General features: G+C 44.1%; 16 protein-coding genes and 1 pseudogene. 12 read left to right on the top strand and 5 right to left on the bottom strand.

All coding sequences use genetic code 11. The annotated features are described in order from the left end of the window. The first annotated feature begins 222 nt into the window (after positions 1-222). The 3 genes from BSHG_RS01575 to BSHG_RS01585 all read left to right on the top strand — a co-directional run bounded on the left by BSHG_RS01575 (position 223) and on the right by BSHG_RS01585 (position 5,348). A complete protein-coding gene (locus tag BSHG_RS01575; protein ID WP_005804089.1) occupies positions 223-2,304 on the top strand; it encodes a VapE domain-containing protein in 2,082 nt (693 codons plus the stop codon). 324 nt (positions 2,305-2,628) lie between these two features. Further along, entirely contained in the window at positions 2,629-3,573 is a 945-nt protein-coding gene (locus BSHG_RS01580) for an amidohydrolase family protein (RefSeq protein WP_225550716.1), read from the top strand. A 32-nt stretch (positions 3,574-3,605) separates the two neighbouring features. Next, on the top strand, positions 3,606-5,348 hold the full coding sequence (locus BSHG_RS01585) for an FRG domain-containing protein (protein WP_005804093.1): 1,743 nt from the start codon (positions 3,606-3,608) through the stop codon (positions 5,346-5,348). A gap of 104 nt (positions 5,349-5,452) precedes the next feature. On the opposite strand, the pseudogene BSHG_RS0220775 reads toward BSHG_RS01585, so the two are convergent. Next, positions 5,453-7,590, bottom strand: a pseudogene (locus BSHG_RS0220775) (glycoside hydrolase family 172 protein). Between the two features lie 175 nt (positions 7,591-7,765). Between BSHG_RS0220775 and BSHG_RS01590 the strand changes: the two are divergent. The 4 genes from BSHG_RS01590 to BSHG_RS01605 all read left to right on the top strand — a co-directional run bounded on the left by BSHG_RS01590 (position 7,766) and on the right by BSHG_RS01605 (position 13,250). After that, positions 7,766-8,698: a Tsr26 family tyrosine-type DNA invertase gene (locus BSHG_RS01590; RefSeq protein ID WP_005797599.1), complete on the top strand. Its 933-nt coding sequence runs from the start codon at positions 7,766-7,768 to the stop codon at positions 8,696-8,698. A gap of 445 nt (positions 8,699-9,143) precedes the next feature. Then, the gene (locus BSHG_RS01595) at positions 9,144-11,585 is read left to right on the top strand and encodes a hypothetical protein (protein WP_008661455.1); all 2,442 of its coding nucleotides are present in this window, start codon (positions 9,144-9,146) and stop codon (positions 11,583-11,585) included. A gap of 24 nt (positions 11,586-11,609) precedes the next feature. Beyond that, positions 11,610-12,584, top strand: a complete 975-nt coding sequence (locus BSHG_RS01600) for a BT1926 family outer membrane beta-barrel protein (RefSeq protein WP_008661453.1) — start codon at positions 11,610-11,612, stop codon at positions 12,582-12,584. Positions 12,585-12,674: 90 nt separating this feature from the next. Further along, the gene (locus BSHG_RS01605; RefSeq protein WP_008661451.1) at positions 12,675-13,250 is read left to right on the top strand and encodes a DUF4369 domain-containing protein; all 576 of its coding nucleotides are present in this window, start codon (positions 12,675-12,677) and stop codon (positions 13,248-13,250) included. A 199-nt stretch (positions 13,251-13,449) separates the two neighbouring features. Here the strand turns inward: BSHG_RS01605 and BSHG_RS01610 are convergent, their stop codons facing one another. Then, positions 13,450-14,409: a FimB/Mfa2 family fimbrial subunit gene (locus BSHG_RS01610; protein ID WP_008661449.1), complete on the bottom strand. Its 960-nt coding sequence runs from the start codon at positions 14,407-14,409 to the stop codon at positions 13,450-13,452. Between the two features lie 102 nt (positions 14,410-14,511). Between BSHG_RS01610 and BSHG_RS01615 the strand changes: the two genes are divergently transcribed. The 3 genes from BSHG_RS01615 to BSHG_RS01625 all read left to right on the top strand — a co-directional run bounded on the left by BSHG_RS01615 (position 14,512) and on the right by BSHG_RS01625 (position 16,045). Next, the gene (locus tag BSHG_RS01615; RefSeq protein ID WP_008770196.1) at positions 14,512-15,141 is read left to right on the top strand and encodes a hypothetical protein; all 630 of its coding nucleotides are present in this window, start codon (positions 14,512-14,514) and stop codon (positions 15,139-15,141) included. A 48-nt stretch (positions 15,142-15,189) separates the two neighbouring features. Continuing rightward, the gene (locus BSHG_RS01620) at positions 15,190-15,753 is read left to right on the top strand and encodes a cob(I)yrinic acid a,c-diamide adenosyltransferase (protein ID WP_005791480.1); all 564 of its coding nucleotides are present in this window, start codon (positions 15,190-15,192) and stop codon (positions 15,751-15,753) included. Between the two features lie 70 nt (positions 15,754-15,823). Beyond that, positions 15,824-16,045, top strand: a complete 222-nt coding sequence (locus tag BSHG_RS01625) for a DUF2795 domain-containing protein (protein WP_002558131.1) — start codon at positions 15,824-15,826, stop codon at positions 16,043-16,045. Between the two features lie 75 nt (positions 16,046-16,120). On the opposite strand, the gene BSHG_RS01630 is transcribed toward BSHG_RS01625, so the two are convergent. Genes BSHG_RS01630 through BSHG_RS01640 form a run of 3 tightly spaced genes read right to left on the bottom strand, consistent with a single transcriptional unit; the run spans position 16,121 to position 19,755 of the window. Then, positions 16,121-17,308 (bottom strand): porin, encoded by a 1,188-nt coding sequence (locus BSHG_RS01630; RefSeq protein WP_005814336.1) that lies wholly within the window; start codon positions 17,306-17,308, stop codon positions 16,121-16,123. A 32-nt stretch (positions 17,309-17,340) separates the two neighbouring features. Then, the gene (ansB, locus tag BSHG_RS01635) at positions 17,341-18,399 is read right to left on the bottom strand and encodes an L-asparaginase 2 (RefSeq protein ID WP_005791484.1); all 1,059 of its coding nucleotides are present in this window, start codon (positions 18,397-18,399) and stop codon (positions 17,341-17,343) included. A gap of 45 nt (positions 18,400-18,444) precedes the next feature. After that, complete coding sequence (locus BSHG_RS01640) at positions 18,445-19,755, bottom strand: anaerobic C4-dicarboxylate transporter family protein (protein ID WP_005791486.1); 1,311 nt, start codon at positions 19,753-19,755, stop codon at positions 18,445-18,447. A 318-nt stretch (positions 19,756-20,073) separates the two neighbouring features. Between BSHG_RS01640 and aspA the strand changes: the two genes are divergently transcribed. After that, positions 20,074-21,507, top strand: a complete 1,434-nt coding sequence (gene aspA / locus BSHG_RS01645) for an aspartate ammonia-lyase (protein ID WP_005791488.1) — start codon at positions 20,074-20,076, stop codon at positions 21,505-21,507. A gap of 146 nt (positions 21,508-21,653) precedes the next feature. Continuing rightward, positions 21,654-22,814: a 6-bladed beta-propeller gene (locus tag BSHG_RS01650; RefSeq protein WP_005797612.1), complete on the top strand. Its 1,161-nt coding sequence runs from the start codon at positions 21,654-21,656 to the stop codon at positions 22,812-22,814. Positions 22,815-22,994: the final 180 nt, after the last annotated feature.

The following is a 22,994-nucleotide window of genomic DNA, read 5'->3' as shown; positions in this document are numbered from 1 at the left end:
AAGCCCGGGTATGCAGGCCCGTCAGCCCGGGCACGCGGGCTCATGGGTTTGGGCATGCGGGCTTAGATAATGTTCCTATAAAGATACATAATATTTATCGTCAAAGCAAGTAAATGGCTCTTTGTTTTCAACTAAATATATTTGATTTATTCTTGACTGATATCCTTGCTTTACCCAGAAAGAAAGAGTATCTTTACCATCAGATCAAAAACTGGAAAGACCATGAAAATAACCCTCATCCGAAAGGATGAAACCCTTATAGTGCAGCGTACGGTGAAACTTGAAACCGTGTTGGAAAATATGAAAACCGAAACAAAAACCTCTCCGGTGACTGCTTTGCGGCGGGCATTGAAGTTTGCCGGGGGTAGTGGGCATATTATGGCGGTAGACAAGCTACCTCGGATTTACTTTTCGGTAGAGATGGGCAGAAAGGAAGAAGTTTCGGTGATGAAAGCCTATCATGGGTTGATACTCTTGAATGTGAGGGGATTGGCAGGATTTGATGAAGCTGTCCGCTTGCGTGATAAGCTGGCGGGACTGCCTCAGACGATGATCACTTTTGTCGGATCGAGTGGGCGGAGTGTAAAGATACTTGTTCCTTTCTTGCGGCCGGACGGTTCGTTGCCCGCAACCGTAGAGGAGGCAAGGCTTTTCCATGCCCATGCCTATCAGTGGGCGGTGAACTTCTACAGGGGACAACTCTTGCCGGAGCATCGTGACATCACTCTTGAGAATCCGGTACCGGAGCAAAGCTGCCGTTATTCGTTCGATCCGGGACTCTTTTTCAATCCCGATGTTTATCCGATTCGTCTGGAACAGCCCCTGTCGATGCCCGAAGAAGTCACTTATCGGGAGACGGTGGAGGCGGAAACCGACCCATTGCAACGCATGATGCCCGGTTACGAACGGAGCGAAATTATTTCGACTTTATTTGAAACCTCGCTGTACGAAGCTCTGAATGCGGTAGATTGCGACCGCGAGGAGGGTTCTAAACTCCTGATTGTGGAACTGACTCGGAATTGTTTTCGTTCAGGCATTCCCGAAGAAGAGGTGGTGGGGTGGACATTAATCCATTTCCGGGGTAAAGTGCCCGAGATATTGGTTCGCGAAACGGTTCACAATGTGTATACGGTTGAGAAGCGCTTTGGCAGCAATCCTTGCATCTCCCCCAAGCAGACCATGGCGGTACGTACCGATGAGTTTATGGGCAGGCGTTATGAATTTCGTTATAACACCTTGGCGGGAGTGGTAGAATATCGTGAACGCAAAACGTTTTGTTTCAATTTCCGTCCGGTGACCGACCGGGTGCTAAATACCATTGCTGTTAATGCTATCAGCGAGGGGCTTGAACTCTGGGACAGGGATGTGAAACGTTGGATTAATTCAGAGCGTGTCCCGATTTATTCACCTATTACCGATTTTTTGTATAGTTTGCCCCGTTGGGATGGGAAAGACCGCATCCGGGCGTTAGCCAGCTACGTGCCTTGCGACAATTCGCATTGGCCCGATTTTTTTCATCGTTGGTTCTTGTCGATGGTGGCGCACTGGAAAGGGAATGACAAGCAGTATGCCAACTCCGTTTCACCCTTGTTGATCGGTGCGCAGGGATGTGGTAAGTCCACTTACTGCCGCAATCTCCTGCCGCCCGACTTGAGAGCCTATTATACCGACAGCATCGACTTTAGCCGGAAGCGTGATGCCGAGCTTTATCTCAATCGCTTCATGCTGATCAATATGGACGAGTTCGATCAGGTGAGTGCCAATCATCAGGGTTTTCTGAAGCATATACTCCAAAAGCCGGTGCTCAATGTGCGCAAGCCTAACGAATCGGCTGTCAGCGAGTTGAAGCGTTATGCCTCGTTCATAGCGACCAGCAATCACAGTGATCTGCTGTCCGACCCTTCGGGGAGTCGCCGTTTCATTTGCATCAATATCACCGGCAAGATCCGTAATGATGCCGTCATCAACTATCCGCAACTTTATGCGCAGGCTGTGCAAGAGCTTCGTGATGGCGAACGTTCTCATTTCTCTTCCGAAGAAGAGGCTATTCTGGTGGAGAACAATCAGGAGTTCGAGCTACAGACTCCGGTTGAACAGCTCTTCCAACAGTACTTCCGTTCGGCCCGTGAGGGAGAGAAGTGTGAAACGTTGCTCGCCGTCGATATTTTGGGGCGCATACAAAAGAAGAGTGGCTTTAAGCTGTCGGCTACGAAGATCGTGCATTTTGGCAGAATACTTCGTAAATTGGGAGTGCCTTGCAAGAAAATGAAAAATGGGAATTTCTATTGTGTGGTGGAGTTGTAAGGAGAAACGTCACTATATCTGACTTCAAGAAGATTATCGGTTAGTTGATAGCCGGAAGAATGAACATGTATAAGTATTTATTGCGATATAATCGCTTCTTTTGACAATATAACCCTTAAATTTTGATGTATAGTTGCTAAATGGATTTTTGAGGATTTTTTGTTAGAAAAATAAGTTTTATATTTGGATAATTCGCTGTTTGAATTTTAATTAGAATTTTCAATACAGCACTGAGTGTTAACAAAAATCTGTATTATGAGGTTTATTAATGTCCACACACATGTTTTTACATTCAACCATGTGCCACTCAAATTCATTCCATTTATGAATGTTATTTTATGGATTCATAAATACGCACCTGAACTTTTAAACAAAGTATTGCCTGAAAAAATAGCGGCGTTTTTAGAACGGGGAACTCGCTGTGACCAACTCGAAATTTTGAGAGAGCTTACAGATTATTATCCATCTGATGCTTGTTTTGCCATTCATACGATTGACTTTGAGTATATGGAAGCTGGCAAGTGCCGTAAAGGATATGGGTTTATGGAACAATTGGATGAAGTAGCGAGGATTGTGGCGTCTCCGGAATGGAAAGAGCGGATCTTTCCATTTATCTGTGTAGATCCGAGACGGCCTGATATTGCTGAGATAGTGAAAGATTATATCGAAAATAAAGGATTCTGTGGTGTAAAGTTGTATCCGGCATTGGGATATTATCCTCAGGATGAACGTTTGGACGAATTATGGGATTGGATTGAACAAAAAAAGATTCCAGTAATGGTACATTGCAGTAAAGATGGTGCGGTATATAATAAAAAGATGGGAACGCAATATTGCAATCGTTTCTCAGATCCTGCTAATTTTTTGTCGATATTGGAGAAACATCCTGATGTGAAAGTCTGTTTTGCGCATTTTGGAGGGGATAAAGAATGCATTAGATTCTATAAAGACGGTGACAATCAAAAAGAAAATTGGTTTGCATGTATCACCCAACTGATAAGGAAATATAAGGGGGTATATGCCGATATGTCATATAGTGGTGGAAATTCTGATTTGATGGCTTTGTTTCATGTTTATGCCCAAGATGTGTATGATGTTAATAAAAAATCGTCTTATCAGATAGGAGATAAGATGCTGTTTGGGTCGGATTATTACATGGCTCATTTGAGCAGGAATGAGCGATGGTTCAGCATCAATATACGTTCCTGTATGGGCGAAACTACTTTTTGGAAATTGATGAAGAATGCTGAGGAATATTTATGGGGATAATGATCTTGAATCTATAACTAAAACTGTTTATTATGGAAAAGAATATGCTGCCTAAGGATGAGGAGAAAGTGTTGGAAATAAATGATGTGGCCTCCTGTTTTAGAAAGTTTAAGGAAGTTCAGAAAGGAATGGAAAAGCTTGAAGCGGATCCGAAACCTTATGTTCCGGGAAAGTTCATTTTCAGAGGGGTGTCTGATGAAAAATACCACGTGTTATCTAGTGCTGGACGGCGATTAAAGGAGTTGAATAAGCAAAATGATTTTATTCGTTACCATGTCAATTTAGTGTCGAATGCCAGAAAAATGGGATATGGCAAATTGGATCTGCAAACCGAACTTTCCGATTTAGAGATTCTTGCAGAAATCCAGCATTTAGGTGGAGCCACTTGTCTGACGGACTTTACTACTAACTTCTTGATTGCGCTTTGGTTTGCTACTTCTCCAAAGGAAGATGCGGATGGTAAATTAGTTTGGTTGGATCTTGGACAGCCTACAAACTTCAGGTTGATTAATTATTGCAATGGGGAGGATGAAAAAAGCAGTATTCAAAAATTGTTGAAAGGACTCGATTTCAGTTTACAAACTAGAAATCAAAATAAGGCTGAGCCTTGTTTCTGGCTGTGGGAACCACCCTGTCTGAATAGTCGTATCATGAAGCAAAACAGTGTTTTCTTATTTGGCTTGCGAGCTTTTCCCACAGTTTCCGATCCTAAGGATGATAACCTTAAATTTGGTACGATTCTTATTCCAAATGAAAAGAAAAAAGAGATTAGGGAAGAGTTAGAACATTTTTTTGGTATAAGTGCCGAAACGGTGTTTCATGATTTTTCGGGCTATTCTCTGAATGCAAATGATGTAAAAGTCCCTGTTAGTGAAAACATTCTCTCCACCAGGAATTGTGTAGCTGCTGCAAAAGAGAATATAAAAAAGAGAGAGTATTCTCTTGCCGTCAATTATCTGGATGAAGCTATAGAGTGCCTCAGGTGCAGAAATAAAGATAACTATGAATGTAAAAGGAAGATAAACGGCAAAAAATTCTGTTGTTATACCTTGGGAGAAATTGCTTTCTGGCGGGGGCGTGCGAATGCAGATCGAGGATATATTGATGAAGCTATCTTAAACTATTATGAAGTTGTTAAGCACTTATTGGTTAATAATGAAAATCATGGATTGATTTATGATGCTTATCGGGAACTTATCTATTTGTACTACGATAAGGATGATTTTAAGAGTGCCATGAAAATGGCCGAATGCTTATGGAAGCTATATCTGGAACATAGAGATTGGGAAAACAATGGGCATGATGTGATCTTTTATTTACTTGAACTGTCTATTTTGACTTGTCAGGAAAAGCTGTTCGACCATTATGTGAAAGAAGGAGAACACCTCAAAGATAAATTTGTAGCGACGAATGGAAGTTTCTTATGGGTATATTTTGAGTCGATAGGTAAAGCCATTTTTTCTAAAGATATTTCTTCTCTGAAAGGGTCTTGTGAAGAGATTGAGAGCATAATCGTAGCTATTCTGAATGATGATGATCATGGAAAAAATAATCTTATCGGGCACTATTATTGGGATTTTGAAGATATGATCAATTGGATTAAGAGTGATAAAAATAATATTGATAAGCATTGCGAGGAATTAATAAATTCTAATATAGACAAATTATCACTGTTTACAGAGAAAGCCAATGAAGCGCAAAGTAGATTGGTGAATCATGTCTTTGCAAATAGCGTGGCATTCAGTGAGGAAATAATCACGTCGGTTACTGAATAAAAACCAAACCTGATATTTTAGGATAAGTTTGAAAATGGGATCAGGGGAGAAAAGTAGATAGGCCATTCCTCTCCTGACCCTATTATCGATCATGAAAGTTTAAACTATTCAATCCGTATACAATCCAGTCCGAATAAAGTACTTGTAGATAATGCATTCTGTCCGGTCAATTCTATCCTTAGGATAAACTTACCATCTATGGGTTTGTGCATTCCGAGGTTTATGGCACCTGTGGCCTCGACTTCCTGGCTGTAACAGTCCAGCTGTTTACCGTTTTCCTGACGATTTACGTAAAACTTTATATTACCATAATCGGCTGCTTTGGTACAGAATAGATTCAAACTGTATTCATGGTCCTCAAAACCGGAGAATTCGAATTCGATGTAGTCACCTTTTTTACCGCCATGACACACCAGATGGTCTTTTAAATTCCACTTGCCCGGATGTCCGCTGAGCCTTTGTCTGTCATAACGCAGCCTTTCAGATTTGGAGGTTGGTTGGATTTGGCAGAAGTCGATAGCATTGGCTATGCTACAGACGGGGGACTGGGTGGGGTGGGTAGCAAACCTGCTTCTATTTCTTCTATACCGGAAGAACCCGCTGCCTGAGAGTTTAAGTCTCCATACCAGAATACAGTCGAGGAATAGTCTACTGTGCCATTTCCCCAACCTAGTAATTCAAAATCGAATTTTAGTTGCTGGTTGAAAGGTATGCCGTCCAAACATCTGACTCTGAAGAAACTGTTATAACCATAAAAGTCCTTCATATCTTGTCGGGGCTGTCCGGCAAATGGAGTCTGGCTTTTAAAGTATCCGTCGAAGCTGTAATAGTCTTCGGTACCTGTCCCGAAATGGGAGGGAAACGCTTCGTGATCTACTGTTATTTTTTCATCGCCTTCTCCATACCACTCTGTCGTATGATTGAAAAGAGACAGCAGGTCTCCTCGATAGACTCCTCTGCCGGAGATAGTGGTGAAATTCCAGTCCATGCATTTTTCATGTTCCATCCAAGTGACAACGGGCAGTCCGCGCTCTTGTTTCCAGACTGTATGGAAATAGAGGGAACGGTTGTCCCACTTGTAAGGTTGTGATACAATATCGATATGTACATCGGTTTTGTAGGGTGAGAGGTTTAAAACAGAGATCTCACAATTCTGTCGATAGGGCATCAGCCATTTACTGCAAACGATTCCTTTACCATCAGAATAGAAGAAAAAACTCCGAGATGCAAATGCTCCCATACCGGAGCCTGCAAAATCGGATAATGGTGCCCATACGGTTTGCTGTCCGTCGAAGCTTATGGATATGATCAGACTGCGCATCAACCGGGCGAAATCATCTGTTCCGGGTTTTAGATCCGGATCCGTTTTCACGTTGAATTGGAGAAGGCTGATCGCTCTTTTCCCTTTGTGGAGGTTTAGTTGCTGCTTTTCTCCTTTGTTTAATGACAGATTTTGCCGGTGGATCAGTGCACCTTTTCCATAGCGGGCCTGTGGATCAAACCCCTTATCTATATTTCTATACAATGTAGCCGATGTCTTTTCGACCGATTGAGGGATACGTTCTGCAACTTTCCGGGAGAAGGTTTCGACCGGAGTGCCTGTAGGATATTTGCGGTAGTTGAATAGAAAATGTCTGTTTGTCCGTTCGGGAGTGAGTTCCTCCATGGTTACTTTGCAACCGTCGGCATAAGTGATAGGTAGATAAATCAGGCTGCCCCTGATCCATTTATCGTCCGGTTCGATTAATCCTTTCTTGAGTCCTCGTACACCGAACTTTTGGAGATCATAAGAGGGCACCACCCAGCCCGGTTCGTCTTTTCCGTCAAAGTAGAAACGCAAGATTGTATGTATGCTGCCAAAGGTCGTGAGCCATATACGGGTAATGGCGCCGGGACCTTCGTCTTCGAAAAGAACTTTTTCTTTCCGTCCGTTGTGTTCTTCAAGGCGGATAAATCCTTCGCCATCGTCATTGGCAAACCAGCCGGGCCGATCGGGAGAAACGGATCTGCGATCGTAACTGCTCTGCTGCATGCTGCGGTAGGGCAGGGCGGGATAGCGGGTCATTTCATCGTATGAAGTCATCTCTTCCAAGAGGGTTTCTACGGTGATCGATGACTTCTTCTGTCCAAATGAACCAATGCATAGAGTGGAAAAGAGCAAGGTGATGCTCAACCTTATCATTCCTGTTGTAAACTTGGGTTTCGGGAACGATAGTAAGGGTTGTTTTGATTTTGTGTTCATGCCATAATTCGATTAATGATTCGTGATGGCAATATTAGGAAAGTATATCGAATGAGACTATAATAAAACGTACTCAATCGTAGTACTGTGGTTACATACAAACCCTGCGGATAATTTTTCTTTGTGTACGAAAATCAATATCTTGATCGGATAAACTAGGTAAAACAAAAATAAGATGAAAGAAAAAGATTTAATCCGTTTTATGGATCGCATGATTGAAGAGCGAAAAGCGGAATATGCATTAGGTACGGCTCACATTTATCAAGCGAGCAGAAATGCCCTTTCTGCTTTTCTGAAAGCACACGACATTCCGTTCAAAAGAGTAAGACCTGAGTTATTGAAGCAGTTCGAACGGTTTCTCAGACGGCGGGGAAACAGCTGGAACACGGTGTCTACTTATATGCGGGTGCTCAGGGCTGTCTATAACCGGGCGGTCGACCGGCGTCTGGCACCTCACGTGCCACATCTGTTCAAAGCTGTATATACCGGTACTCAGGCTGATATCAAACGAGCTTTGAAAGCCGAAGAAATGGGGCAGTTGCTCGACACGAAGTGCACCCGGAAGCAATCGGAACTATTGCAGAAAACTCATCACCTGTTCGTGCTGATGTTTCTTTTAAGGGGGCTTCCTTTTGTTGACTTGGCTTATATACAAAAGAAGGACCTGAATGGGAATATCCTGACCTATCATCGCAGGAAAACCGGACGTCAGATCACCATTACAGTTACTAAAGATGCCATGAATATCATTCGGGAATATATGGATACTACTACGGAGTCTCCCTATTTATTCCCTATTCTGAGTGCAGAGGGAGGAGAGGATACCATCTATCGGGAGTATCAGCAGGCATTGCGCATCTTCAATTATCAACTGACAAAATTGGGAGAACTGTTGGGACTGACTACCGAATTGACTTCATATACAGCCCGCCATACCTGGGCCACTTTAGCCTATTATTTGGAAGTGCACCCGGGTATTATCCGGGAGGCGATGGGGCACTCGTCTATCAAAGTAACAGAGACTTATCTGAAACCATTCAATATAAAGAAACTGGATGAAACAAATTTAAGTATTATCGGTTATGCCAAACGATCTTTTGAGGGATAAAGTGCTGATTTCTGTGGAGTTACTTTGTAGGTAACTTTATTGTAAGTGTCCGACAAACATAAACCATTTTTCACAAAAAAGCAAATTAAAAAACATCTTTTTCAAAGACAGAGAGAAAATAATTCATTCATAGACAGATAATAGCTTCTACAGACTTCGGCTTGTTGGGAAGTTATCCAGAGAATTGCATACTTCTCCCTTCCTTGCTTCACACAGAAACAAAGAACTATTCTTTTTTATACCTTATTATAAATAAGGATTCCCTTTTACTGCTATTCCTTTTGGCAAAACGCCATTTGCATCCTTCAATAGTCTGTTTGGGGGTACCTACAAAGTAACTGTAGATAGAGGTATTACATAAGATAGAGGCAAGGCCGTCATCGGCAAGAGAAAACATTGATTTACTTACATAACATTTTTTTTATTAACACTTAAAAACAGAGGTATGAGAAAATGGACTTATCTCGTAGCTGCGCTCTTAGTGGGAGGAGCAACTACAACATTCACCGGATGTATCGATAACGATGAACCGGCGGGAATCGAACAACTTCGCGGAGCGAAAGCGGAATTCATTAAGGCAAAGGCTGCTTTTGAAACCGTATTAACCGAAATCCAAAGAGTGAAAATTGAAAGAGAACAGGTGTCTTTAGAATCTGACAAAGTGAACCTGGAATTAAAGAAAGTGGCTCTCGAAAAAGAACAGGCTTCTGCTGCTTGGGTGAAAGACTCTCTCCAGGCGCGTCAGGACACACTGGCTGCTTCACTAAAAGAACAACTGCTGGCTATCCAGAAGAAAGAAGCTGATACTAACGCAGACCTTCAAGAGTCATTGGCTGCATTAGAAGTGGCAATGGTTACTGCAAAAGACGAAGCGTTCGGTGAAGCTATCAAGGACGTAAAAGAAGCTTTAGCAGGCATTACTGAAGGAGAATTGCACACTTATGGAGCATTAGATTACCTCAAAGATTCTAATGCCCGCTTGCTAAAAGCCAAAAGTGATTTGTTGGACTTCCTTTCAGATAACAAATACCTGGAAGACAAACTGAATGCAGGTATTGACGAAGCCAAAGCAGCCCTTGCTACCCAAGAAAAGGTATTGGAAGATATGAAGACCTTTGCCGCTACTCCGACCTCGGAATGGAACACGAAACTGGCGGAGATCTCTAAGCAGATTGCCGCAGTCAATGCTGATGTGGTAGCGAAGAGTGAGGCTATTGCTAAGCAAACAGCGGAGATTCAGCCGGTACTTGCCGATATTGAAAGAGAGAAAGCCAAGTTGAATACGAAAGATAAAAGCTTCACCATACCGGTGGTAGACGCAGCATTGCAGAATGATCTGGCCGGATTTGTTCAAGAAAGCAGCGTTTTAACATCTGATGAGTTCAACAAAGTATTCAAACAGGATAATGTAACGGGCGAATATACGATGATCGCTGATTTGAATCTGTCTGGCTTGTCATTAAGTAATTATGACGAGGCGAGTCAAATGCTAGAATGTATTAAAATTGCAAACATATGGCGAGGCAGTCAGCTTTTCTCTTATGGTTATATTAACTTATTTAATGTTGCTTATGAGCGTGTATTCTCCTCCAATAGAAATAACAGCAATATTCAACCTACCGATGCCGAAATAGCTAAAGCCAAAGGTGAGCTGGCCAGAATGGCTATCGATAAAGCAGATAAATATGCCATCTTCAAGAAAGACTCTACCGAATGGATGGATGCTTACAAGGCTTATATGACAGCGCTAACTAATTATAAGAACTATCAGCAGACTACCACTTACGATGCTATCGTCGCAAAAGTAGATGCTTATAGAGTATTAGCTTCCGCCGAACAGACTAAGGATAAAGCCAACGCATTGCTCGCCGACTTGAAAGCTTACGGACAGTTGAGAGACGCTGTGGACGGAGCAACGGGAAAAATATACAACGTAGATAATAAAGAAATCAGACTTTATAATGTCACAATCGTTGACGATAGCGAAACTCCGACAGGCAATCAAGTGACACTTAGTAGCTTTAATAATTCTATGAGTAATAGTAATAGTAATAGTTGGATATTAGGTAGCCAGCAGTTGGTGACTAGTTTCTCCAACAATGCTCTTTCTGATTTCGACGGAGCTACCCAAAAACTGATTCTTGCTTCCAAGACATTGTTTGGAACAGATGATGCCTTGAGCAGTATTGTTGAGCCGAAGAAAGTAGGTGACAAATACTACCTTCCGGAAGACGTAGAAGCCGGAAACAATACATGCAGCTATTACCTGTATACAACAGCTATGGAAAATGTGGCTATCTTTACCAATATCGAGAAATGGATTGCTTTAGACAACAGCCTGACAGCCGATCTGAAGAAATTTGATGATGCCAAGAAACCGATAGCAGACAATATAGCCACACTGCAAGCCGGTATCGCCGACAAGCAAGATGCTATCTGGAAAGCTGAACTGGAAGTGAAATTACTTGACTATACTCAGAATATGAGTAACGGTAATCCTTATTCTGTCAGCAATTCTTCTGCTTGCCAAATTCAGGCATTAAACAGTTTAATGACAACAATCAAGAATGCTATAAATAATGGTGGACAGGTTACTTATGTAACTTACGATCCGGTGAACCATAGCTTCGAAACAGTCAAAGGTACTATTGAGAAATTGATTTCCGACCAGGAAAGCAAGATCGCGATAGCTAAAGATGCCGTTGCTACCGCTGAAGGAAAACTTGAAGCTTACCAGACTTTGGGTAAAGACGATAAGAACAGATTCGAGTCTGATTTACAAGCTGCTATTACGAATGCAGAACAGGAAGTTGCTTTCATACAGGCTGAGGTTGATCGCCTGAACGCTACACTGAAGAAACTTTTGGATGCTTATGCAGCTGAATAATAAAAAACTCTAAAGAAAAATAGTATGATAAAGAAACTATGCATAATCCTTCTGTCTGTATGTACTGTTGCGCCACTCTCGGCGCAGCAATACAGCAGCAGCGATGATGCGTCGTTTGCTCCTAAAAAAGGTCAGTGGCAGGTTTCCATGGTATTCGGTAGTTCGCAGATGTTCAACAACAGTACGGAAGACTATCTGCTGCCCAGATACTGGGATGGGAAGAGTGCCTTGGCACCGAACATAGGAATAGGAAACGGAAGCGGACACCAGTCGGCAGATCCGGCCTACTACCTCACTTTAGGAGATTTGAATAATAACAGTTTGGTTAATATCATAGGTGTTCAGGGAAAGTATTTTCTGACTGACCGTTGGGACATCAACCTGATGTTCAGCATGAATATTGGTGTTACGCCCAAGAAAGATTATATTGAGGGAGACAGAACCGTTCAAGATATGCAAATTCCGGCAAAACAATACCTGGAAGGAAAAATCAAGAACAATTGGTCGATCAATATTGGATCAAACTATTATTTCAATACAAAGAACGAACGTATCAATCTGTACGTAGGTGGGCTTTTAGGTTGGCAAATGGGACGAATCCAGACAACAACTCCTTATACGGGAATTATGGTCGAGGATCCGGACATGAGTACAGACGATGCTGACGCGCCCGGAGGAACTGACTTGAACCCGAGTGAAAACCCGAACTCGCAGGACAATGCGGCGGTAGTCGATGGCAGCGATGTCAACGGCACTCCGTTAGAAGTCTATATCCCTAACACCCGGACCGGGCAGATATTCGGACTGCGCGCAGCCTCTGTAGCGGGTATCGAATACAGCCTTGGTAAGGGACTGATTTTGGGATTTGAAGTTCAGCCGGTAGCTTACCGCTACGATATGATTCAGATATGCCCCAAAGGCATGTCGGCCTACAAGGTGGGGCATCACAACATCAACTTGTTTGCGTTGCCCAACCTGAAACTCGGATTTAGATTTTAAATAAGTCCAGAATATTACGAAAAGATCACCCCGTTCTGCCCTCGGGTACGTATGGGGTGATTTTTTATAACTTATAGGATGATAAAGAAGATGAAAAGGAATTTGACAGGGGTCTTACTGATGGGCCTCATCATGGGAGCCTGTAATCATACGCCTAAAGAGGGGGCCTACCACCTCAGAGGGGTGGTGACTAACGAGAAATTGGAAGGCAGGACGATTTATTTGCGGGACGCTATGGAAGGTGTGGTGAGATATGACAGCACTATAGTCAGTGAAGGACGCTTTGTGTTCAATGGAAAAGTGACTGCCCCGCAAGTGAGGGAGCTCTTTATTCAGGAGAATGACAGTGACCGCTTTCCCGTTACTCTGCCCGTGGTTTTGGAACCGGGAGAGATCAACGCAAAAATAGGAGATATCGTACTGGTGGAAGGAACCGGACTGAACGAGGAGATGATGCAAACCTTGATGGCTCTCGACGAATTCAGAGGGCGGGACTTTACCGGGAAAGAGATAAATGAAATTAAAGAGGCTTTCGGCGGATTCGTGCTGGAACAGATTGTGAAACATGCCGGCAGTCCCGTAGGAAACTATCTGTACGAAGCCTATCAGAACAAACTAAGCGAAAATCAACAAACCGAGGCACGGAAAACGCTCGGCATCGGTTAGGGAAGACATACCGGAACACATGCAGGCGGGAGTTTTACCTAGTGCTTCTGCCTGCCCGGTACTTTTAGTGTTACACCGGAAGGCTCCGTGAGGAGGTTTCCGGTTTTTTGGTAGGTCCGGCATGAATGTACGCTAAAAGAGCGATCAGTCTGATCTCCAATCGGGTGGAGTCCGGATGCCGGTGAAGCCAGTCTGATGGTTATTCCAGTGTCGGTATATCTATTGTTTCGTTCTCTTCTTGCCAGTTATCGATGGTGAATCCCCCGGAAGTTTCTTCCGAGAAGATATCACCCAAGGTTAATGTCAGAGTCAACTTGTTATTAGCTTTTAACGGAGCATTGAGTGGTTGTTGGTAGACTTTGGTATTTCCGTTTTTAAGCTTGATGATCAGCTTGAACATTGGTTTGGCGGATGATGGAAAAAGCATGACCGTGGCATTGCTCATCTGTGTGCCGTCTGCCGACAGTACAAGCGGGAAAGATACTGTTTTGGTTTGGTTGACCGGAGCGGCTGTATACATGTTCAGCTTCTCGGCAATGCCTCCTACATGTACTTCCATGCCGGCAATACTGGAACTTAGGATACCGTTGTTTTTGTTTTTGACGATTACTTTCAGCCCGGCTACAACACGTTGCATGGCTGCACTCAGTTCTTCCGTGCCGATATGTGCCGGTTTCACTGTATACACTAAGTCGAATACCGGATAATAGGTCGTATCCGCCGAAACTTTCCGGAGCCCGAAATACTGTTGTGAAAGGTCTCCTCCGATAGTGATTTGGGGGTCGACGACGACCGGGGTGCTGTAAATCGGCTCTTCATATTTCGGAGTACCCCAGTATATCATGTTGTAAGTGCCCACCGGGAGAGATATTTCCCTGTTCTTATCTCCATAGATCTCTCCGTTCTGGAGGTAATACATTCCCGGAAAGGGGGTCAGTTTGCCTTCGATATAATTGCCGTAATAAATGGCACCTCCTGCCTGGCAAGGGTAGGCTTCCAATACACCCGTCATCGGACTCTGTGTATCGGATAGGGTAACGCTCAAATCGGGGGTGACCAAATTTCCATTATCTTCCTTACAGGTTGTGCATGAATCATCATCCGAGCAACTGTAAAATATAAAGGTACTCAAAAGGGACAGTAACATTAACTTCTTCATAAATCTCCAGGTTTAGGTTTTTAATTACTTGCATATAACACTTTACTTCTCAAATGGTTTTATATATCTTTGTGCGTTGAACGCGATATATTTCAATTTATTATGAACGGATTTTTTCTTTTGAAACGTCCTTTTATCTGGTTGGCCCGCTTTCGCCACCGTTGTGGATATGGGGTTCATTCACCATTTGCTTTCGACTTGATAACCAACGTCATTTATGAGCGTACCCCTTACTATGCCTACAGTTCGTTGGAAGCCGAACAGAAAAAAATGTCGGCAAACTCCGGTAGGAAATGGAAGCATGAATCGAAGAAGGTGAACCGGTTGCTGTTTCGGCTGGTCAACTATATTCAGCCCGATACGATTGTGGATGCCGGAACATTATCGGCATCGTCTTTGTATTTGCAGGCCGGACATGCTAAAGCCGATTATGTGGGTGCTTCCGATTTGTCGGAGCTCTTTCTGGAGAAAGATACGCCTGTCGATTTTTTGTATTTGCACCATTATCGGAATGAGGAGTTTGTGGAGCAGGTGTTTGACCTTTGTGCATCGAGAACCACCGGACGAGGACTCTTTGTTATTGAGGGCATCCGCTATACGAAGAAGATGAAAGCACTCTGGAAAAAGATACAGCAGGACGACCGGACAGGCATTACATTCGATTTGTATGATTTGGGAATTGTCTTTTTCGACCGTACCAAGATAAAACAGCACTATCTCGTCAACTTCTGAATCCTTTGATGTGTTAACCTTTACAGAAATAATAAACATACTATCATTATGAAAAAGAGTCTTGTATATACAAAAACGGGTGATAAGGGAACGACCGGCCTGATAGGCGGGACGCGTGTTCCGAAAACCCATATCCGTCTGGAAGCGTATGGAACGGTCGATGAACTGAATTCGAATCTGGGCTTGCTGGCAACTTATTTGATGGACGAGCATGATTTGAATTTTGTGCAGTCCGTGCAGGATAAATTGTTTGCCATCGGGTCGCATCTGGCCACTGATCAGGAGAAGGTGCAATTGAATGATGTCAGTATTATTACTCCCGCTGAGGTGGAAGCCATTGAGCGCGAAATCGATGCCGCCGACGAAATTCTTCCACCTTTACATTCTTTTATTATTCCGGGAGGGAGTCGTGGCTCTGCGGTTTGCCACGTTTGCCGTACCGTTTGCCGGAGGGCCGAACGCCGGATTCTTGCATTATCCGAAAGCTGTACAATCTCAGCCGATTTACTGGCCTATATCAACCGTTTATCGGATTATTTATTTGTCTTGTCCCGTAAAATGAATTTTAATGAAGGAAAAGACGAAATATTTTGGAATAATAGTTGCAAGTGAAATATTTTATTATACTTTTGCCGAAAAATAGAGAGTAGGATTAATATTCACATTTTAAATACGAAAGCTTATGTATTGGACATTGGAATTAGCATCTAAACTGGAAGATGCTCCTTGGCCGGCAACTAAGGATGAACTGATTGATTATGCCATGCGGTCGGGTGCTCCTCTTGAAGTGATTGAAAACCTTCAGGAAATGGAAGATGAAGGCGAAATCTATGAAAGCATAGAAGATATTTGGCCGGATTACCCCAGTAAAGAGGACTTCTTCTTTAACGAGGAGGAGTATTGATACGAACGAATTGATTGAAAATAATAAAATAGTCCCGATAAACCATCCGGTTTATCGGGACTATTTTATTTCAGGTCAGAACATCGGCAGTTGGTAGATGAAGCCTAAAGACAATCGGTTAGTACTGTAATTCTCCTGTCCCAGTACTTTGGCACGATGTGTGAAGTCGTATGAACGCCCTACGTAGGTCAGGAAGAAGTGCAAATTAGTCTTCATTGGATAAAACTCTACCCCCGCCAGGTAGCCCCAGGAAGTACGGTAGTTACCTTTTTCAATGCCGTCGGCTGCTTTGGTGACGGAGGCCGTTTCGTACATGCCTTTCACGAAAGCATTCCACTTGGGGAGGAAACGGTAATTGAGCTTGGTCACTACCGACAAGTAGCCGGCGTTGAAAGCATTGTGTCCGCCGGCATTGCCTACAATCCCGGTGATGGTACCGTTACGGTCGATGCCTTCCTGCGAATACATGAAATCGACGAACATATTGAACTTATCCAGATTCAGTTCGTTGCCCACTGCATAATAATAGAGGTTCTTGCCTTTGGCTTCACTCATGACGGAAGCCGACCAGCGGGTCTTGAACACCTCATTAAAGTTACCATTCCAGTTCAGGGTATAGACCAAAGGCATCTTGCCCGACTTGAGGTCCGGAAGTTTGCCTTCCGAGTCTTCGGTGATTCCATACGTCTTGTCGAACGAACTGTTGCGACTGTTCAGGATCTGCAAGTTGAGCTGCTGGGTAGGTGTAATGTTATAACCGATGTTCAATCCGGTCATAAAATTGCTCATATTCTCGATCATGTCGCTGTATTGGTAGATGTCAATCGGATTCAGGTCGAACTCGAAACCGCCGTAAGCGGTGCATTGTTTACCGGCAAAGAAAGAGAACTGGTCGTTCAGCTTTACACCGATACCGGCATAGTCAATCGAAGTCGGTATGTTGTCGATCATTCCTCCTCCCTCGTTCGAACGGTTCAGACGCTGGCGATAACGATAGGAGAGCCAGCTGTTGAGGTTGCCCTTGGCTTCGATACGAAGTTGGCGCATCTTGAATACTCCTTCGTCGAAACCGTCGCGGAAGTTGGCGTCGAAACTACCTTGCATATTGAGATACAGATTGAACTTATCCGTCTTCTTCTGCACGTTGGTCAGCTCTTCATACAACGATTTATTTTCAAGAAACATCTCTTTCTTTTCCGTCTTTTGGGCATAGACTCCTTGTATGCTGCCCGCAAGGAGCAACATGGCCATTAATTTTTTCATAAGTGTTCAGGTTTTATCGGTCCGATGTCCGGTTAATACTCATTAAAATATTGCTGAATCTGTTTCCAGTCATTGGTTTTGGTCAGTCCGAGAATCAGCAATACACGTGACTTCTGCGGATTCAGTTCCTGAGAAGCAATAAACTGATATTGAGTATCGTCTACTTCGGCATCCATTGTGGTAGGACCGGTAGGTACGCGGGAGGAGCGAACCACGAGGATTCCTTTCTTGCGTGCTTCCAGCAGTACCGGTAAAATGTTTTTGTGGAAGTTGCCGTTTCCTACTCCCGCATGGATGATACCTTTGTAGTCATGATGCAACAGTGGGGTCACCATATCGGGATCGATGTTCGAGTAGCTGTAGACAATGCCTACTTTGGGAAGAGAGTTCAGGTTGGTTACGTCGAAAACAGATTGGGTCGTATGTTTCTTGAGCGGAGCCTGGTTATAGAATACTTTTCCGTTAAAGATATAGCCCAATGCACCGGAGTTGGGTGCCTGGAAAGTTTGTACGTCGATCGTATTCATCTTTATTGCGCTTTCAGCTCCGAGAATCAGTCCGTTCATGGCTATCAGCACACCTTTGCCGATAGATTCTTTGGCTCCGGCAGTGACTACGGCATTGTAGAGGTTCAGCGGGCCATCGGCACTCAGCGCGGTAGAAGGGCGCATGGCTCCTACAAGTACCACGGGTTTGTTACTTTTTACGGTCAGGTTCAGGAAATAGGCAGTCTCTTCCATCGTATCTGTTCCGTGAGTGATAACGATACCGTCGATGTCCGGGCGTTTCAGGAGTTGGTTGATCTTCTTGGCGAGTATCAGCCACACTTCATCGCTCATGTCCTGCGATGCGATACGTACAATTTGCTCACCGGTCACGTTGGCAATATCCTTGAGTTCGGGTACTGCATCGAGCAGCGTACTGATTGCTACCTGGCCGGCCGTATAGTTGGTGGAAGTGGCAGAACCGCCTGTACCGGCAATTGTGCCACCCGTAGCAAGGATGTGAATATTAGGCTTTTGCGCGAAAGCCATCATCGTGGAAAGTAGTAGTGTGACCACTACAAAGCTTAGTCTTTTTAATTCTTTCATGACTCAACTGTTATTTAGGTTAAAAAAATAGATAGTTCCGTTCTTTTAGAATATCTGGATAAAGAGCAATCCGAGCGCGATGGCTACAACGGTCGATACCAGTCCGGGCATCATAAACGAATGATTCAATACGTATTTACCGATTTTTGTTGTACCGGTCCGGTCGAAATTGATGGCGGCCACTACTGTCGGATAGTTCGGAATGAAGAAATATCCGTTTACAGCCGGGAACATGGCGATCAGCATATACGGTGAAATGCCGAGAGCAATGCCCAACGGCATCAGTGCACGTACCGTAGCAGCCTGGCTGTAGAGCAGGATGGACATTATGAACAGGGCAATGCCGAACAACCACGGCATCTGGCGGACAAGTCCTTCGATCGATTCGGTCAGTTGCCCCATGTTGCCTTGCAGAAACGTATCGCCCATCCAGGCTATACCAAAAATAGCGATTACCGCCTGCATCCCTGCCGGAAAAACAGAACCTTGCGTCGCTTTGATACCATCTGTCTTCGTGATCAGCAGGATAAGTGCAGCTGCCGAAAGCATGACGATTTCGATAATGGCAGACATGCCCAGGGTGACTGTTTCGCCATCGATCAGAAATGTGGGGCGCATGCCGTCGAAAGAGCCGAAAAATACAATAAAGGCGGTAGCTAAGATGAAAATCAACACCGATATCATTGCATTGCGCCTATTGTGTACATCTTTAATCTCTATTTTCTTTGAGTTGAAGTATCCTTCAGCCAATCGTTTCTGGTATTCCGGATCGTCTACCAGCTCTTTACCTACTTTCATAGAAAAAAGTGCACCTACCAGTACGCCGATAATGGTTGCGGGAATCGTTATTTTGAGAATATCGAACAGGGTAATGTCGAAACCGGCCAACAGTCCGAGTAAGGCGACCGTGGCTGCCGAGATGGGACTTGCCGTGATGGCTTGTTGCGAAGCGATGACGGCTATGCCGAGGGGACGTTCCGGACGAATCTTTGTTTCGGTGGCTACCTCTGCAATCACAGGCAATACGGAGTAAGCGACATGCCCTGTTCCCGCAACAAAAGTAAACAGGTAGGTCACAATGGGACTTAATATGGTGACATGTGACGGGTTCTTACGCAATAACTTTTCTGCCAGCTTCACCATATAATCCAGCCCGCCGGCTGCTTGCATGCAGGAGGCGGCCGAGATGACTGCGGCAATCATCAACATCACGTCGATTGGAGGAGCTGTGGGTTGCAATCCGAAGGCAAAAGTAAGTATTCCTAAACCTACGCCGCCCATTACTCCGAGTCCGATACCTCCCAGACGGGCACCGATAATGATAGCTGTCAGTACAAAAGCCAATTGTAGAATCATATCTTTCTTTTTTATTTTGGCAAAGATAATTGAATAAATTGTCTCTGAATCGGTAAATGATATGCTAATCAACAAAAAAGAAGTTAATAGGTTTTTGTCTATTAGTATATTTTTTCATTATGAAGGAGATTTTATTAAAATCCCTGTTGGGAGGGGAGGTTTACAATATGATACATCTATTTGTCTTCATGTATAAAAACTGTTCCTTGTTTAAAGTATGTTAACTAAATTGCGAATATGTATGCTTTCAAAACAATATTGCTTAAGTTTGGTTATTGTAAACACAGTTAAGAATGTAATTGTTAATAAAGATATATTATGAAAGAAGAATTATCGAAAGCAACTCGTACAGAGAGTGATTTAATAGGTGAACGTGAAGTACCCGAAACCGCCTTATATGGCGTACAAACCCTTCGGGGAATAGAGAACTTCCGCATTAGCAAATATCATCTTTGTGAGTATCCCTTATTTATCAATGCACTGGCCATTACCAAGATGGGAGCCGCTATGGCTAACTTTGAACTTGGACTGCTGACCGAAGAGCAGGCAAATGCCATTCTTCGTGCATGTAAAGAAATTCTGGAAGGGAAACATCATGACCAGTTCCCGGTAGACATGATCCAGGGTGGAGCCGGAACTACCACCAACATGAATGCCAACGAGGTGATAGCCAACCGCGCACTCGAGTTGATGGGACATAAACGTGGGGAATATCAATATTGTTCGCCCAATGATCATGTTAACCGTTCGCAGTCTACCAATGACGCTTATCCGACCGCTATTCATATCGGTATGTATTATACGCACCTCAAACTGGTGAAACATTTTAAGGAGGTGATCGATGCTTTCAGAAGAAAGGGCGAAGAGTTTGCACACGTGATCAAGATGGGGCGCACCCAGCTGGAAGATGCGGTGCCGATGACGCTCGGACAGACGTTCAATGGTTTTGCCAGTATCCTTCAGGATGAAGTCAAGAACCTGGACTTTGCTGCTCAGGACTTCCTGACCGTCAATATGGGAGCTACTGCCATCGGAACCGGAATCACCGCCGAGCCGGAATATGCAAGCAAATGCATAGCGGCTCTCCGGAAGATTACCGGACTAGATATCCGTTTGGCCGATGATCTGATAGGAGCTACTTCCGACACTTCTTGTCTGGTAGGTTACTCTTCTGCTATGCGCCGTATAGCTGTAAAAATGAATAAGATATGCAATGACTTGCGCCTTTTGGCATCCGGCCCGCGTTGCGGGTTGGGCGAAATCAATCTGCCGGCCATGCAGCCCGGTTCGTCCATTATGCCGGGTAAGGTCAATCCGGTTATTCCCGAAGTGATGAATCAGATTGACTATAAAGTAATAGGTAACGACCTTTGTGTAGCTATGAGTGGTGAAGCGGCCCAGATGGAACTGAATGCGATGGAACCGGTCATGGCCCAGTGCTGTTTCGAATCTGCCGATTTGCTGATGAATGGTTTTGATACGCTGCGTACCTTGTGTATAGACGGCATCACGGCCAATGAGGAAAAATGCCGGAAAGATGTTCACAACAGTATCGGTGTGGTGACTGCACTGAATCCTGTTATCGGATATAAAAACTCTACCAAGATTGCCAAAGAAGCACAGGAGACCGGTAAGGGAGTCTATGAACTGGTGCTGGAACATGACATTCTTTCAAAAGAAGACCTCGATACGATCCTTAAACCGGAAAATATGATTCATCCGGTGAAACTCGATATTAAGCCCAATCATTGATATCAGGAATATGAAGTATAATTTTCAGTAAGTAGGAGGAAGGAGATGACCGTTCGGGTATCTCCTTCTTTTTTATTTTTAGGGTATAGTAGTACATCGGTTTCAGTAATAATATGTATCTTTCCCGTCGGTTAATAATTTGTACTATGAAAAGACTCCCGTTTTATTTTTGGGTATCCCTTGCATTGGCTTCGTGTCAGGGTGGCAAGGAAGCAGTGAATCAGGCTCTGCCTGTGATTGATATGAATGAAGATTATCCCGAAAAGGAGATCGTGTTGCAGGATATTGCTGACATAAGCTATATTCCTTTGGAGACTAACGACGAATTTCTGTTCGACGGTTCGGTAGAAGTGGTCACCGATCAATATGTGATAACCAAAGGACATCGGGGAAACGACGTTTGCTTCTTCAGCCGGCAGGGGAAAGTACTCAACCGCATCCACAGGGTCGGTAACGGCCCGGGTGAATACAAGGATATCGGTTCGATAGATGTAAACCCGGCGAACGGCGAACTTTACCTGAAGGAGATGAACCGTCAGCAGATTCACGTCTATTCTCTGGACGGAAAGTTCAAGCACTCTTTTACTTTCCCTGAAGGGAAACGGATGAGTCGCATGTGCCTGTTCTCTCCCGACTATTTGATAGCGGAACAGGAGTCAAAGGTGCCGGACGATCAGGATGCCAACTTCTATCCTTATCTTTTGGTCTCCACCCGGGACGGGCATCTGGATTCACTGGACTATGTGCAGAAAAGAAATATTCTCGTCAAGCTTATTGTCAATGCGGAAAACCATTCATACGCTTATCTTCTGGAACCCTCTTTGATTCGTAATGGCTCCCGCTTTTATATCGGCAATCCCGACTCGGATACCTTGTTTGCAATGAATCCGGACCGCACCTTAGAGCCATTGCTCGTCCGTACTCCTTCACATTCGGAGGAGGGAAACAAGTATGGTTTGTTTTTACGGGGAGCGGCGGGGGCTTATTTCTTTCTGACTAAGCAACCTATGGAAGTGCCGATGAACAGTATCGAGTCATTGGATCTGAAAAGTGAAGAGTGGCTGTACGACTGTCGCACGCAGGAAGTCTGCCGTTACTTGTTGAAGAATAAAGACGATGCTTCGAAACGTGTGGAAGGTATCATGTTCTTTTGCTATCCCGAAGATTGCGGCTTGGCTGTTCTGAAGTCCGAAGACCTGATGGATGCTTACGAAGCCGGTCAGCTGAGCGGTGAATTGAAAGAGATAGCAGCCGGCCTGAAAGCCGATGACAACCCGGTATTGATGTTGATTCACTTCAAAAAGTAAGGAAGCCTTCCTCGCCGAGGACGCAAGAAGAAAGTCGCGTCGTATGCTCTCGTCCGGCATAGAAAGCTTCCGCTTGCATTTGACATAAAAAAAGAGATGTGCCGTAGATTCTTATTTCTCGGTGCATCTCTTCTTTTTTGGTGACTCCACTTGTGGGGGAGATGGACAAACAACAAAATT

The organism is Bacteroides sp. 3_2_5, from assembly GCF_000159855.2.
Lineage (GTDB): Bacteria > Bacteroidota > Bacteroidia > Bacteroidales > Bacteroidaceae > Bacteroides > Bacteroides fragilis.
The sequence above is the reverse complement of the archived record's forward strand: the minus strand, read 5'-3'. Positions and strand labels throughout refer to the sequence as shown.

Excerpts from the sequence above, each read along its gene's own strand:
- BSHG_RS01575 (WP_005804089.1), top strand. The coding sequence starts at position 223 with ATGAAAATAACCCTCATCCGAAAGGATGAAACCCTTATAGTGCAGCGT.
- BSHG_RS01580 (WP_225550716.1), top strand. The coding sequence starts at position 2,629 with ATGAATGTTATTTTATGGATTCATAAATACGCACCTGAACTTTTAAAC.
- BSHG_RS01585 (WP_005804093.1), top strand. The coding sequence starts at position 3,606 with ATGGAAAAGAATATGCTGCCTAAGGATGAGGAGAAAGTGTTGGAAATA.
- BSHG_RS01590 (WP_005797599.1), top strand. The coding sequence starts at position 7,766 with ATGAAAGAAAAAGATTTAATCCGTTTTATGGATCGCATGATTGAAGAG.
- BSHG_RS01595 (WP_008661455.1), top strand. The coding sequence starts at position 9,144 with ATGAGAAAATGGACTTATCTCGTAGCTGCGCTCTTAGTGGGAGGAGCA.
- BSHG_RS01600 (WP_008661453.1), top strand. The coding sequence starts at position 11,610 with ATGATAAAGAAACTATGCATAATCCTTCTGTCTGTATGTACTGTTGCG.
- BSHG_RS01605 (WP_008661451.1), top strand. The coding sequence starts at position 12,675 with ATGAAAAGGAATTTGACAGGGGTCTTACTGATGGGCCTCATCATGGGA.
- BSHG_RS01610 (WP_008661449.1), bottom strand. The coding sequence starts at position 14,409 with ATGAAGAAGTTAATGTTACTGTCCCTTTTGAGTACCTTTATATTTTAC.
- BSHG_RS01615 (WP_008770196.1), top strand. The coding sequence starts at position 14,512 with ATGAACGGATTTTTTCTTTTGAAACGTCCTTTTATCTGGTTGGCCCGC.
- BSHG_RS01620 (WP_005791480.1), top strand. The coding sequence starts at position 15,190 with ATGAAAAAGAGTCTTGTATATACAAAAACGGGTGATAAGGGAACGACC.
- BSHG_RS01625 (WP_002558131.1), top strand. The coding sequence starts at position 15,824 with ATGTATTGGACATTGGAATTAGCATCTAAACTGGAAGATGCTCCTTGG.
- BSHG_RS01630 (WP_005814336.1), bottom strand. The coding sequence starts at position 17,308 with ATGAAAAAATTAATGGCCATGTTGCTCCTTGCGGGCAGCATACAAGGA.
- ansB (WP_005791484.1), bottom strand. The coding sequence starts at position 18,399 with ATGAAAGAATTAAAAAGACTAAGCTTTGTAGTGGTCACACTACTACTT.
- BSHG_RS01640 (WP_005791486.1), bottom strand. The coding sequence starts at position 19,755 with ATGATTCTACAATTGGCTTTTGTACTGACAGCTATCATTATCGGTGCC.
- aspA (WP_005791488.1), top strand. The coding sequence starts at position 20,074 with ATGAAAGAAGAATTATCGAAAGCAACTCGTACAGAGAGTGATTTAATA.
- BSHG_RS01650 (WP_005797612.1), top strand. The coding sequence starts at position 21,654 with ATGAAAAGACTCCCGTTTTATTTTTGGGTATCCCTTGCATTGGCTTCG.